9 protein-coding genes are annotated in these 13,930 nt (G+C 60.7%); 3 read left to right on the top strand and 6 right to left on the bottom strand.

Annotation, left to right across the window (positions count from 1 at the left end; genetic code table 11):
* The first annotated feature begins 142 nt into the window (after window positions 1-142).
* The 3 genes from G7Y51_RS07280 (at window position 143) to G7Y51_RS07270 (ending at window position 4,053) form a co-directional block, all read left to right on the top strand.
* The gene (locus G7Y51_RS07280) at window positions 143-3,349 is read left to right on the top strand and encodes an N-6 DNA methylase (protein ID WP_165176030.1); all 3,207 of its coding nucleotides are present in this window, start codon (window positions 143-145) and stop codon (window positions 3,347-3,349) included.
* 32 nt (window positions 3,350-3,381) lie between these two features.
* Window positions 3,382-3,765 (top strand): hypothetical protein, encoded by a 384-nt coding sequence (locus G7Y51_RS07275; RefSeq protein WP_165176028.1) that lies wholly within the window; start codon window positions 3,382-3,384, stop codon window positions 3,763-3,765.
* An 84-nt stretch (window positions 3,766-3,849) separates the two neighbouring features.
* Window positions 3,850-4,053: a hypothetical protein gene (locus G7Y51_RS07270; RefSeq protein WP_165176026.1), complete on the top strand. Its 204-nt coding sequence runs from the start codon at window positions 3,850-3,852 to the stop codon at window positions 4,051-4,053.
* 146 nt (window positions 4,054-4,199) lie between these two features.
* Here G7Y51_RS07270 and bioA read toward each other — a convergent pair whose 3' ends face one another.
* The 6 genes from bioA to G7Y51_RS07240 all read right to left on the bottom strand — a co-directional run bounded on the left by bioA (window position 4,200) and on the right by G7Y51_RS07240 (window position 13,834).
* On the bottom strand, window positions 4,200-6,311 hold the full coding sequence (gene bioA, locus G7Y51_RS07265) for an adenosylmethionine--8-amino-7-oxononanoate transaminase (RefSeq protein ID WP_165176024.1): 2,112 nt from the start codon (window positions 6,309-6,311) through the stop codon (window positions 4,200-4,202).
* Window positions 6,304-7,248 (bottom strand): biotin synthase BioB, encoded by a 945-nt coding sequence (bioB, locus tag G7Y51_RS07260; RefSeq protein ID WP_165176060.1) that lies wholly within the window; start codon window positions 7,246-7,248, stop codon window positions 6,304-6,306. Before bioB ends, bioA begins: the two co-directional genes overlap by 8 nt.
* A gap of 158 nt (window positions 7,249-7,406) precedes the next feature.
* A complete protein-coding gene (locus G7Y51_RS07255; RefSeq protein ID WP_165065063.1) occupies window positions 7,407-7,805 on the bottom strand; it encodes a MucR family transcriptional regulator in 399 nt (132 codons plus the stop codon).
* Window positions 7,806-8,002: 197 nt separating this feature from the next.
* Window positions 8,003-8,752, bottom strand: coding sequence for a DUF4851 domain-containing protein (locus tag G7Y51_RS07250; protein ID WP_165176022.1), 750 nt, complete (start codon window positions 8,750-8,752; stop codon window positions 8,003-8,005).
* 405 nt (window positions 8,753-9,157) lie between these two features.
* On the bottom strand, window positions 9,158-12,493 hold the full coding sequence (locus G7Y51_RS07245) for a tetratricopeptide repeat protein (protein WP_165176020.1): 3,336 nt from the start codon (window positions 12,491-12,493) through the stop codon (window positions 9,158-9,160).
* A 267-nt stretch (window positions 12,494-12,760) separates the two neighbouring features.
* Window positions 12,761-13,834, bottom strand: a complete 1,074-nt coding sequence (locus G7Y51_RS07240; protein WP_165176018.1) for a sigma-54 dependent transcriptional regulator — start codon at window positions 13,832-13,834, stop codon at window positions 12,761-12,763.
* Window positions 13,835-13,930 lie beyond the last annotated feature (96 nt).

Here is a 13,930-nt window from a genome sequence, read left to right as displayed (position 1 = left end):
GCCTCGCAGCGCTTGCGCCTCTCTCTGACGAGACAACGGTATCTGAAAACAGATTCAAAAATATCATTGCCGCCCAACATCTTGCGGAGCATGACGCCATCCGCTAGCATGTTTCACCCATGACGGACGCAAGGGGGGGCGCATGGCATCCGATACGCGGCTTCAACTGGTCAATACCTATATTGCCGACATACAATGCGCGGGAACCGAAAGCGCCAAAAAAGAGCGCCTTATTGTCCTGCTGAAGGATCTTTTCCCGGGTGCCGAGGCGGACGCGCTGATCCGGGACTTCGTGGCCGGAGCCGAGCGCGGCGTGACGAATATCGAGCGTGCCGCGGGCCCGGGGCGGGGAAAGGCCGACACGCAATATCACTCGATCATTATTGAATTTGAAAAGGATCTGAGCCGCACCGGAGATCATGCCGCGGATCAGTTGCGCGAATATCTGAGCGGCAACTGGAATTCAAGCGTCAGACTGGAGTTTACGCTGATCGCCAGCGATTGTCTGACCTGGAAGGTCTACGCCCCGGACTTCCACAGCCTCATTGAGTTGGAAAGCCTGCGCCCCGGCGACATCGTGCTGGAGGAAATCGACAGCATCAGTCTCTGCCTTTGCCCCGATGCGGAGAAGGCGCAGGAACAGGCCGACGCTTTTTATTTTTTTCTGGATCGCCACCTCTTCCGCCAACAGCCCCTGCCCGCAACATTGGATGCCGTGCGCAAGGCGTTCGGTCATGCCTCCAGCGTCTACCGCGCGGCCATGCGCATTTTGCACGCGCTCTACAGGCAGCAGGAGGGCAGCCCGGCCATGCAGACGGCCTACAAGGAGTGGCATCGTTTTCTGAGCATTGCCTACGGCCGCTTCGCCGCTTCCGAGCGGGCCTTTCTGACCCAGTCCTATTTGAGCGTGCTGGCCAAGATGCTGGCTTTTGTGGTTATCGAACGCAGGGATTTTCTGGACAAGGCAGCCATCCGCGCCATTCTGGACGGCACGGCCTTTCAGCGCCACAACATTGAAAATTTCACGGACGACGATTTTTTTCGCTGGACAGCGGAGTCCGGGCATTTCGAGGCTCTGAGCCCGCTTTTTTACGCCATTGCCGATGAGCTGGCGCACTTTGACTTCAGCGCCGTGCATGAGGACATTCTCAAAGGCGTGTATCAGGAACTGGTGGATGAAGACACCCGCCACAGCCTTGGCGAGTTTTACACGCCTGACTGGCTGTGCGCCAAAATCGTGGGCGAGCTCGGCCTTAAAGCCGGGGAGAAAATTCTGGATCCGGCCTGCGGCAGCGGCTCCTTTCTCAAGGCCGCGGCCAATGAACTCTGCCGGCTCAATCCCCACATCACGGCTCAGGAGCTCAACGACAGCCTCTACGGCATCGACATTCACCCTCTGTCTGTGCAGATCGCCAAGGCCACCCTGCTGACCAGCCTCGGCCACAGGCTCCATGCCGCGCCGCGCCGCCTGAGCCTGCACATTTATCTTGCCAATACGCTTTTGCTGCCCAATGAGGACGTGGGCATGCGCCTGCTGGGCAAGCAGTACAAACTGCGCATTGCCAATCAGGAAGTCTCCCTGGCCGCAGAGATCTTTGATGATGAAAAAGAGTATGACAATCTGATTTTTTACTGCAATCTGTTTGTCCAGCGCGATGCTCCCGCGCGCCAGCAGAAGCAGCGCCGCGACATCGAAAATTTTTTCCGCCTGAGACTGAAGAAAAAAGAAACCTGTCTGCTGGAAGGGGCCTGGCGCATCTATTCCGCTCTCTACGCCGCCAGGGTGGAGGATCGCGACGGCATCTGGGCCTATGTGCTGCAGAACTCCCTGCGGCCCTTCTTTTTGCGCGAAAAATTCGACGTCATTGTGGGCAATCCGCCCTGGCTGACCTTTGCGGATGTGGAAAACGGAGAATATCAGGAAGACCTGCGCCGTCTGGCGGACTTGTACGCCCTCAAGCCGGATACGGCCAATATGCCGCATTTGGAACTGGCGGCCCTTTTTCTGGCCCATGCCTGCAATTACTTTATGAAGCCGGGCGGCCGCCTGGCCATGGTCATGCCCAGGGCCTTTTTTTCCGGCGGCCAGCACGAGCCTACACGCAGGGGCAAAACCAGAAAGGTGGCGCTCACGCAGCTCTGGAATTTGCAGGATGTCTCCCCGCTTTTCAAGGTTCCCTCCTGCGTGCTCTTTGCCCGGCGCAAAACCGGAGACGGCGCGCCCGGCCCCGGAAAATTGCCGGGCCGCGCGCTCTCCGGCAAACTGCCCGGCCACAATATCCCCTTGCCCGCGGCAGCCCCGCATATACGCGAAGAAGGCGGGGTCTTCCATCTTTCGCATCTGGGCGAGGCCACGGCCTGGACCTTTGGCGAACGCATCGCCCTTTCCGGGATCAATCCGTACAAAAGCCAGTTCCGGCAAGGGGCCACCATTGTGCCCCGGACTTTCTATTTTGTGGATATTGACCAGCCCTATGCCGGCAGCCTGCAAAACCGCCTTTTGCTGTTCAAATCCTCGCAGGCCGCGTTGAAAGAAGCCAAAGCCCCCTGGAAAATGACGATCCAGGGCACGGCCAGCACCCGCTTTCTCTTTCGCACGGCCCTTGCCAACAACATTCTCCCTTTTGCGCTCAACGGCACGCGCCTGGTTCTCTTGCCCTTAGAGCTCAAAAAGGGTCAAGCCGTCCTGCTCACGCCCGACCAGATCGAGCAGCACGGCGAAGCGGAAACGGCGCAGTGGTTTCGACAGGTGGAAAACCATTGGGAAGAGAATAAGACAGAACGCGCAAAAGAAATGACGATGCTCAATCGTCTGGATTTCCAACATGGCCTTTTGAATCAAGCCAAATTGACGGGGCAAAATATATATAACAGATTTTTTGTACTCTATAATACTTCAGGCACAAATGCCTGTTCTGCTGTCATTGACCAAAAAAAATTTGCTGACTTTCCTTTTTTTGCCGACTATACGACATATGTTTTTATTACCAACAGTATGGATGAAGCCCAATACCTTTCTGCATACCTCAACGCGCCGCACGTTAATACTGTCATAAAACCATTTCAGGCGTCCGGCCAAATGGGAGAGCGTCATATCTGTAAAAAAATCCTGAACATTCCCCTGCCGCTCTTTGACGCCAAAAATCCTGATCACCGGGCTCTGGCGGAGCTGGGGGCGCGGGCCGCCCAAAAAGCCGCAGCCTTTGTGGCCGCGCTCGATCTCGGCGAGGACGGCGGAACCCTGCCGCCCCACCAATTGGGACGCCTGCGCGGCGAGATCCGCGCTCATCTGGGCACGGAACTGCAAGCCATAGACGCGGCCCTGCGCCGCATCTGGAAAATGGCCTGACACAATCTTCACACCACAACCCCGGACAAAAGATGCGTTTCACAGCCCGCAGCGGACGACTGACCCTCACCCTGCGCCTCTGCCGCATGGGCAGGGACTGGCAGGCCGTGCTCACCGGCGGCGATGCGCATCTGGGCGGCACGGCGCTGGCCGTGCCAGAGGCCGCGCCCGCCGGCCCTGCCGGGGCTGCGGGGGTCACAGTCAGGGTACTCTCCCGCGACACGCGGCATAAGGATCATGAGCTGGCGGCCTTTCTCGCGCGCGCGCTGGCCGCGCAACTGGCCTGTGCCGTGTGCGTCAGCGCGGGCGTGCATTATGATCGAATCAGCAAAGAGGAGATCCGTGAGGCGCGACTTCTGACGGAACGGCTTGCCGGGCGCTGCCTGGCCGCGCTGGCCCGTGCCGGGAGGACATAGAGCATTCTTTGATTGAACATATTCATCTTCAATCAAAAAACGCTCTCATCTCTACAATACTCAGACTGGATACGAGGACACTATATGTTGACAGTCAAGGATCTGGAAGAATTGGAAGCCTATATGCGCTCCGGCGAGCTGGAGGCGGATTTTAAAGACGGTTGCGAAAACGACCGCTACTATCTTTTGGAACTTCTTGAAAAACTGATGGACATGGGCGAATTGGCCGACGCCACAGCCACGCGCCTGATATTCCGGGGTTTGCCGCTGCCCCCGCCTTCGGAATAGCCCCGTCGGAATAGCCCCGGCTGTGGCGCGCGTCAAACAACATCCGGCCGGAACCGTATGCCGGGCAAAGGCGAAAACTGTTCCGCGCCCCGCACGATATTGCGCGGGCTGCCGGAAAACACATCTGCAAACATGCTGCGAACACGTCACGGCAGATGTGCTTCAGCCCGTAAAGCGCCCTGTACTGCCTCGCAAAGCCGGGCCACGTCTTCGGCCGGGCTGATGAAGGGCGGCATCAGATAGATCAGGCGGTTAAAAGGTCGAATCCAGACGCCCTGCTCCACAAAATAGGCTTGCAGGGCCGCGGTGTTCACAGGCTGGCGGGTTTCCACCACGCCGATGCCGCCCAAAACGCGCACATCGGCCACGCCCGGCAATGTGGCGCAAGGGGCAAGCCCGGCGCGCAACGCGCTTTCCAAACCTGCCACCTGCTGGGGCCATGCGCCCTGCTCCAGCAGATCCAGAGCCGCATTGGCCACGGCGCAGGCCAGGGCATTGGCCATAAAGGTAGGGCCGTGCATGAAAACCATGTTGTCGCGGCAGATGTCCTGAGCCACCTGGGCCGTGCAGGCCGTGGCCGCAAGCGTCAGCACGCCGCCGGTCAGGGCTTTGCCGCAGCAAAGGATATCGGGCGTGACGCCAGCCCATTCCGCGGCAAACATCTTGCCGGTGCGCCCGAATCCGGTGGCGATTTCATCAAGAATCAGCAAGGCGCCTGCCTCTCTGCAAAGCCCGGCCAGACCGCGCAGGTACGCGGGATGATAAAACCACATGCCGCCCGCGCCCTGCACAACCGGTTCCAGAATCACAGCCGCAATTTCATCCCTGTGCATTTTGAGCAGACGCCGCGCGTCGTCCAGGCATGTCTCGTCAAAAGGCGCGTCAAAACGGCAGGCAGGCCGTTCCATAAAGATCTGTTGCGGCAGCAAGGCACTGAACAGGCTGTGCATGCCCGTGACCGGATCGCAAACCGACATGGCTCCCAGGGTGTCGCCGTGATAACCGCCGCGCGGCGTCAAAAAACGCGTGCGCCGCGCCTCTCCCCTGCCCTTTTGGCACTGGAGGGCCATCTTCAGGGCCACTTCCACGGCCACTGAGCCGGAATCCGCAAAAAAAACGCGGCTGAGCCCAAGCGGCATTATCGACAACAGCCGTTCAGCCAGAGTCACGGCCGGGGCATGCGTCAGCCCGCCGAACATCACATGCGGCATGCGCCCGGCCTGGGCGCGCAGCGCCTGGATCAACCTGGGGTGATTGTAGCCGTGCGCCGCAGCCCACCAGGAGGACATGCCGTCAATAAGTTCCCTGCCGTCGGCCAAGACAATGCGGTTATGGTGCGAACGCCGGGCCACATGCAGGGGTGGGGGCTGCACGGCCGAGGCATAGGGATGCCAGACGCAACGGTGATCGCGCGGCAGCAGATCCGCGGGGGGCGCGGGCCGCCCGCGCTGCCCGCTCCGCTTTTGCAGGGCCTGGGCCAGGGGCAGCATGCGCCGGGAAAGCAGTTGCCAGCCCGCTGCGTCCAGCCGCGCCAGGCGCGGCAGTTCCAGTACGGGCGCGTCGCTTCCCGCAGCCTGCAAACGCGCGCGCAGCAGAGCCGCATTGTCCTGTAAAATAAGCTCCTGTTCGGCATTGGCCCTGCCGTGTTCTTCGGGCAAGGCCGCCGTCAGGGCCAGAGCAGCCACGCGCAAACCGCGGTTCCGCAAAGCCTCCAGGGAAAGCAGGGCATGGTTGAGCGCGCCCAAATAATTGCCGCCCACCAGGAGCACAGGCAGATCCAGGGCCGCCATCAAATCCAGCATGTCCTCGCGCTCATTCAGCGGCACGCGCAGGCCGCCCGCGCCTTCCACCAGCAAAAAATCCGCAGCGCTTTGCCGCGCCCAGTGCGCGCGGATGCTGTGGCAGAGTTCTGCCACCTCCAGCCGTTCTCCAACCCGGGCCGCGGCCAGATGCGGCGACGCGGGCAGGGGAAAGCAATGCAGGGCCACAGCCGGAGAGAGTTGCGGCATGCAGGCCAGATCCGCCACAGCCGCCGCATAGACCGGAGCATCGGCCAGGGGCGAAGTCTCGGCTTCAGAAGGCGCGACACCGGTCTGCACGGGCTTTACGGCCTGCGCGGCAAGGCCGATCCCGCGCAATGCGCGCAGCAGCGCCGCAGCAGTCACGGTTTTGCCCACATCCGTGCCTGTGCCCGTGACAAAAAGGCCGCTCAAAGCACGGGAAGCGCCCATGCCCCGCGCAGTACCGGCATTACGCATAGCCGGCCGCCTCCAGGCCCTGGGCCGCAAGCATGGCGAGATCTTCTTCCACGCCCTGCCCCTGGGTGGTGAGGTAGTCGCCGGTCATCAGGGCATTGGCCCCTGCGGCGAAAATTTCCGATTGCCGCTTGCCCAGCACCAGCGGGCGGCCGCCGCAGATCCGCAAGGTGGCCTGCGGCAGAATATGCCGGAACACGGCAATGATCCGCAGTGCTTCGTCCGCGCCGAGAATTTCCTGACCCGCCAAAGGGGTCCGGGGATGGGGATACAGAAAATTGATGGGCACATGGCGCACGCCAAGGGCCTTGAGGCTGAAAGCAAAGTCAATGCGCTCCTCCCAGCTCTCGCCCAAGCCGAACAGGCCGCCGCTGCAAACCTGAAGCCCGGCGCGCATGGCCCGCACAACCGTATCCCGCCGCTGCTCCCAGGTCTGCGTGGTACAGATGCGCGGATAATGGCTTCGGGAGGTTTCAAGATTATGATGGTAACGGATCAGCCCTACTGCGGCCAACTGCGCAAGCTGCCCGGCAGACAGCCTGCCCAGGGAGGCGCAGACCCGGGGCCGGACCTCCGGCGGCAGGGAAGTCAGGACGCCGCACAGACGCTTGAGCTCATGGGCATGGAGCGCGCCGCCGCTGGTCACAACGCCGATATGCCGCACCGGCAGCGCCGCCAGAGTCAGGATGCGCGCGCGCAGCAGATCATCGGGAAGCAGGTCAAAGACCTTGACAGGCGTTTGATTATGCCGGCTCTGGGAGCAGAAGCGGCAATCCATGGCGCAATCCCCGCTGCGGGCATTGATGATCGCGCACAGGTCGATCCTGCGGCCAAAGGCTGCTTCGCGCAGGCATGAGGCCTGGCGCAGAAGCTGGCTTTCAGGCAGGGACAGCAGCGCCCGGGCTTCGGAAGGATTTGTGACAGGCTGGGGAAAACTCATTGCAAAAACCTGCGGCATACAGCTCAGACGTTTGCAGGCGGGCAATGCCCGCCTGCAAACGTCTTGAGCAACTATATTCCGATGAAATCCGCCCATGCACGGCGGCGTGACCCTGCCGGCGATAGATGGGCCGCTACGGTTCACTTATGAAATGACTTCTACTTGGCTTTGCGCCGTTTTTCCCACAGCTTCATGTCTTTCATCTTTTTGCGGCGCTCACGCTGCAGAGCTTTGCAAACCAGCGGGGCGTCCTTCTTGAAGCCCCACTTTTCCCTGTACTCGGCAGTATCCATGCCGTGACCGGCCAAATGCCGCTTCGTCAGAATTTTGAAGCTCTTGCCGCACTCAAGGCAGGTAACGGACTTTTCCTTGACTGATTTTCGAGCTTCCACGGCCATTTCCGCACTGTCGAGTTCAACAGGCGCTTCACCTTCGGCCACAGCGCGGATGCCTTGCGCCACCTTTTGGATAAAGGCCGCAATCTCCTCCTCGGTCATGATCCGCACACCGGCCTGGGCTCTGGTGATTTCCAGAGCTTCTTTTAAATAGTCGTCCATTACCTACCCCTTGATTTGTATGTTCGCTCATGCCAATACGGCGCAAATCCCCTCTTCTGCGTGAGCCGTCCCACCAAAGAACAGCCTTAACCCTGCCATATTGCATGATTGATGAATATACACACTGTTTCAAATCCAGTCAATACACTAGGAAATTTTTTCCCTGCTTCATGGCTTTCAAAACCTTCAAAAGGGAATCAATTTGTGTTGAAAATATCATACTGGGATACGGTGCCTAAAAAACGCTGATCCATATACTGCCATAGAATGCCCTGAGCATAGCCCTGCTGTATCCGGAGGGCGCCCGAAGGCAGCGACCCGACGCTGAAGGCCTCGCGGGCGCGTTGCTCGAAAGCCTTGACAAAGTCCGCCTGCCCGTATGGGAGAGCGGAAAGAGAGGTGATTTCCGCAGGCAGGGGCTCCCGGTATTCAAGAATAATCTTGTCGTCATTAAAGTTGTAACGGGCCGCGAAGCCGCGGGCTATCCAACGCAGGGGCTTTTCGCCGTTTGCCGTCTCCTGGCCTTTGACCAGATCCGCGAACGGGTCGCGCGGCCCGTCCACAATATAGGTGCAGGCCTGATACGCAACATTATCGAAGATTTCCACGCTTTCATCCACGCTGAAGGGGCGGCGCATGATTCCGTCCCAGTACCAGCCGGCAGGCACCTCGGCCTGGGCGACAATGGCCATAGGGCTTTGCGGGCTTGTGGCGCCATAGACGGCCAGCCAGACCCGGATGGGCAGACCGCCCAGCACGCTGCTCCAGGGGAGGTTGACCACGCTGCGCCCGGCGGTGCGCAGGGGAAGATTTTTGGCCTCTATGGAAATGGCCGGTCTGGCCGTGGAAACATACAGGGAACCAATCATGCCGCGTTGCTGCGCGCCTGTGCAGCCCGCAGCCGCCATGAGCAATACGACTATGCAAAAATGGCGTATGCCTTTCATATTCTTTCTCCCGTAAACAGCGGCCCGCCCCGCCCGTGCGGCAGAGGCCGGGTAAAGTGTTGCTTTGACTCTCGCAGCATATCCCAACAGTAATAAACTGGCAATGTTGCCGCTGCAAGCCTTTCTTTACCTGAGGCAGGCATTTTTTGTCCGCCGTTGTTTGCGGCCGCAGTGCAGACGCGCACAAAAAAGCGCGGCTGTCCGGAACCGTGTAACACATGCCATTGCAGCATGCCGGACAGTGCGCCTGAAAAGCCGGGGAATCCGGCAGGACAGGCAGCACACTTTGATATAAGCGGCCACGCTTTTAGACAAAGGGAGCTCAGGCAGCGGAAGGGCTGAAGGCGCGGCGAAATTTACTTTCGCCGTGAAGCGCAGGAGCGAGCGTTTCAAAAGCAATATGCTCTACGGAGCAGGGGCTTGCGGCGCTCTTGTCCCGCCGGGCATGTAGTCGCGCAGATCGCGGGACACTTCAAAGGTGCGCAATTCGCTTGCCGCGGCCTTGCCGAAAGGCGAGTCCGGAAACTGTTTGGCAACGCCCTCCAGCAGGGCCTGCGCCCTTGCCGTGTCGCCCAGCTTGCGATACAGGCGGGCCTCGCGAAAACGCAGCCCCGGGTATTCGGGCGAGGTTTCCGGCACAAAAGCATTATAGCGCGCCACCCATTGCAGAGCTTCGGGGATGCGGTTGCCCACCTCGCAAATATCCATGAGCGCGGCCACGGCTTCCTTGATCCGCTGGGGATCGGCCTTGTCCGAGCGCTCATCCTGCAGCCGGGTAAAGAGGTCGATAACCTGCCGGTTAAAATCATAGGCGTTCTTGATATCCTTGCGCTGTTCCGCGTCGCGGGCCAGAAAATAGGTGGCATAGGCGCGCTGATACAGCGGCATGTCGGCGCGCGCGGCCAGTTCGCGCCACATGGCCAGCGCCGGTCCGGCAAGATTGAGATTCTGCGCCGAAAGGGCAAGGGCATAGTCCAATTGCCTGCGCAGTTCGGGCTTCATCTTCCAGGCGGAAACCAGTTTGCCCAAATCCAGAATCTTGTCCCAGGCCCCGGCTTGCAGATAACGATTGAAAAACTCGGTAAAAGCCGCCTCGCCATACTCTGGATCCATAGGCGTTTTTAAAAATTCCGCCAGCATCTCATAGGCCCTGGCTTCCTCGCCGCGCTCCAGCCAGCCTTGCGCCAGCGCGTACCGCAAGCGGGGATCGGGCGGGCCGTAGCGTTCGCGCACCAGGGGAAAGCCGTTCCACAAAATCAGAATGCGCCCGTAGTTCTGCTCGGCCAGGGAATTGGCCAGCTCCTTTTGAAAGGCCTGCCAGATGATCTCCCTGGCCTGCGGCACATCCGGATGTTCAGGATAGCCGTCAATGAAATCGGCGGCCTTGCCCATGGCCTCGGTATACTCTTTATCCCAGTAGAGCCACATGGCCTGCTTGAGGCGGGCCAGGACCGCCTCCGGGGCTGTTTTGGAGGAAGCGGCAATCTCATTGTATACCTGCGGCAACGGCGGTTCCCCCGTTCTGGCGAAGACCCGGCTCATCTGCTCATAAGCGAGGGGCGATTGGTAAATGCCCTTTTCCGCCAGGCGCAGGCGGGCGACAAACGCGGACGGGGCCCCGGCAAAACGGCGCTCCAGCTCATGATAGACGAAGTTCGCCGCGCTCATGTTGCCCTTGCGCAGATACATGTCGCCCATTTTGAGCAGGAGCGCGTCATTGCCCTTTCGCCCCGGATCCAGATTGACGTACAGCCAGTACAGCGCAAGTGCCGCGTCCGTTTTCTGCAAAGCCTCGTCGTTGCCTGCCTGCAAAAGCAAAAAATCGGGGTGGTCAATATAATGGCGGGGCCAGCGCTTGCTGATGAAATCAAGAATGATTTGGGCCTTGTCGTACTTTTTCTGATTGAAAAGCGCCTGGGCCAAACCCACGGAAGCGTCCTGCAGATGCGAAGATTCCGGGTACTTGTCAAGCACGATGGCAAACGACTGCTCGGCCTCCGGATTCAGCCCGCGCTTGAGCTGCTCCCGCCCCAGAGCCGCAAAACCCTGCGCCACCCCCGGAAAGTCGGGATAACGCCTGAACAGGGCGACAACATAGCCTCCGGCATCCACAAGGTTGCCCACGTCCGCATTGGCAAGGCCCAGACGCAGCAAGGCATCGGGAACCCGCGGCGAGCGCAGATTGGCGTTCATGGCCTCATTGGTGGAAGAGACAATGGCTTCGTATCCGGCCAGGGGATTGGCAGCATAGAGGGCCCAGAGGCAGTCGCTGATATCATAGAGCACTTTTTCCCGCATTTGTGGCGAAATATCCGTAATCGCGCGGATTTTTTCCAGCTGCGGCAGGGCTTCGGCATATTTGCCTTCGCTGATCAGGCGCTCGGCTTCGGCCAGCATTTTGTCGGGTTCCGGCGGCTTGGGAACCGGGTTGCCCTGCTCATCCACATAAATGACTTCACGAGGCTTTGCATCGGAAACTTCTGTTTCTTCGGCGGGCTGTTTATCCACAGGCAAACCCACAGGCTCTGTGTCCACGGGGCCGGTCACAACCGGGCCTTCCTCCTTCTCCGCCGGGGCCTGAGTCTGCGGCGCAGCGGCCTTTTCGGCGTTGCCTTCCAGGCTGTCCGCCACCTTGTTTTGCGCGGTTTCGGCTTGCGTGGCGGACATTTCGCCGGGTTTGCCGGATTCGGCGGATTCGACGGATTGCGGCGCTTCAGGCGGCGCAGGGGCCTGATCGGCGACCGTAGCGGCCTGATCGGCGGGCGCAGGGGCTTTTGGGGTGTCGGGGGCAGCGGCGGTCTGATCCGCCAGAGGCGCGGAAGCCGGGTGCTCCTTGCTTGATGGGGGCACGGTGGCGGTGGTGGCGGTGGACAAGCCGCTCTCCTGCGGCCAGTCCTCCGGGCCGCCGGGATTGACTTTGCCGCGCAGATCCTGGCGCGTCAGCATCCGGCCGCGCTCGCCCAACGCGGCAGATTCCTGCGGATCGGGCGCTGCTGCGGCATATGCCGCGGACAGCCAGAAACCCGCGCCGGAAGGGGCAGGCCGCATGACTTCCTCTGCCGCCCGGCGTTCAGGCTCCGGCGTTTGCAGCGCAGCTTGCCGCGCGGCAAGGGCCTTCAGCCGTGAATACGGCAAGGCGCCCGCGCGGTTCAGACTTTGGCGCAGCATATCTGCCGGAAAGTCCCCGGCCAAAGCCGGGGATTCGCCTGCATCGGCCGCGGCAGGGCCGGACGCCGGGGAAAGAAGCGTGCTCGGCGCGCTCGCGGTTGCGGGCTCAGACGCGCCGCGTGCCTGAACCGGAACGGCTTCCGGCTCGGCGGCAGCGGCAAAGAATTCCATTTCCACCCTGTCGCGCGCGGGCCGGGTCAGCACATGATTAACCGCGCGCGAAGAAAGATTGATGCGCACCTGCCCGTTTTCAAGAGCCAGGCTTTCCAGCAGAGAGCCGGGAGCCGGGGGCAGGCCGGTGTGCCGCAAAGAGATTGCCGGGCTGTTCAGAAAAAGCGTCATGCCGGCCGGGCTGGTGCGGGCCACGCTGCGGGCCTGCCCCGGACTGTCGAGCACAATAATCAGACGCTCGGACGACGCGCCGGGCAGCCATTGCCAAAGCATGGCCCGCGCCGGTTGCGGAGAGGCAAGCCAGAGCAGACAGAGCGAAAAAAACAGGCAGGCAGACGGCAAAAGCCGATGCAGGCTTTGGCGCAATGTGCTCTTGCGGGCGGCGCTATGAGGCCGGTTCATGCCGGTGCAGCAGGCTGTATTCACTGGGCATTGCAAAAAGAATGAGATTTAGTATCTGCCGCGTTTTAATGCAAAAGATATGCCGATAAACACAGTTCAACAATGAGTCGCATCCACGCCTCCAACCTGCATATCCCGCATATCCCGCGCTCGGAATGTAGCGCGCTTTTGGGCGAATCGCCTCACAAAAGCAGCGGCGAGTGACGCCGCCGCGCATGTATCTTGTGTCTTGCCGCCAGGCCCGGCCGCAACAATGGGAAAAACTCTTTACAAATTCCTTTTCTTGAGCTTTTCAATCAAGGTGGTGCGCTTGACGCCCAAGAATTCCGCAGCCTGGTTTTTCACGCCCTGGGCCTTGTCCAGAGCCTCATCAATCAGGCGGCTTTCCACGGCATCCAGAAAATCTTTGAGATTCATGCCCTGCGCTGCCAGCACAGACAAATCCGGCCAGAAAAAAGCATTGGGATTCGCCGCGGCGGGCCCGGCTGCCGTGGCGGCAACATTCCCGCTCCGCTGCGGGGCTTCGGCTGCGCCCGGCTCTTCAATATCGGGCAGTTCCGCGGGATCGCCCACATGCTCAAGGATTTTTTGCGGCAGATCCGCCGCCTGCACCACATCGCCGTCCACCAGAATACTGAGGCGCTCCATGACGTTTTCCAGCTCGCGCACATTGCCGGGCCAGGCATAGGCAGCCAGAATACGACGCGCATCAGGAGCGAGCGCCAGCGGCTCGCGGGATTTTTTGCGGCAGAAGCGGCTCAGAAAATGCCGCGCCAGCAGCAGCACGTCGCCGCCGCGCTCGCGCAGGGGCGGCAGATGCAGGGGGATGACGTTCAGCCGGTAATAGAGATCCTCGCGAAAGCGCCCGGCCGCCACTTCGGCTTCCAAATCCCGGTTGGTCGCCGCCACAATGCGCACGTCCACCTTCCTGCTGCCGCTGCCCCCCACGCGCTCGATTTCTTTTTCCTGAAGCACGCGCAGGATCTTGACTTGCAGGCTGAGGTCCATTTCGCCTATTTCATCCAGAAAGATGGTGCCCCCGTCCGCCAGCTCAAAGCGACCGGCCCTGGAACGGATGGCATGGGTGAAAGCGCCTTTTTCATGGCCGAAAAGCTCGCTCTCCAGCAATTCCTTGGGGATGGCCCCGCAGTTAATGGGCACAAAGGGCTTGGCGGCGCGGCCGCTGTTGGCGTGCAGCGCGCGGACCAGCAGCTCCTTGCCGGTTCCGGATTCGCCGGTTACAAGCACAGTGCTGTCAGTGGGGGCGACTTTGCCGAGGATTCTGAAGACTTCGGCCAGGATCGGGCTTTGGCCGATGATACCGCTTGTGTTTAGCTCCATGAGGATTTCTCCGGGCAGGCGGCAATCGGATCCGTGCGCCTTTGCCCTGGCACGCTGCATCTCCCCTGTCTGTTGTGCAGCACTGCCGAGTCGGGC

This window comes from Desulfovibrio sp. ZJ369 (assembly GCF_011039085.1).
GTDB lineage: Bacteria > Desulfobacterota > Desulfovibrionia > Desulfovibrionales > Desulfovibrionaceae > Desulfovibrio.
The sequence above is the reverse complement of the archived record's forward strand: the minus strand, read 5'-3'. Positions and strand labels throughout refer to the sequence as shown.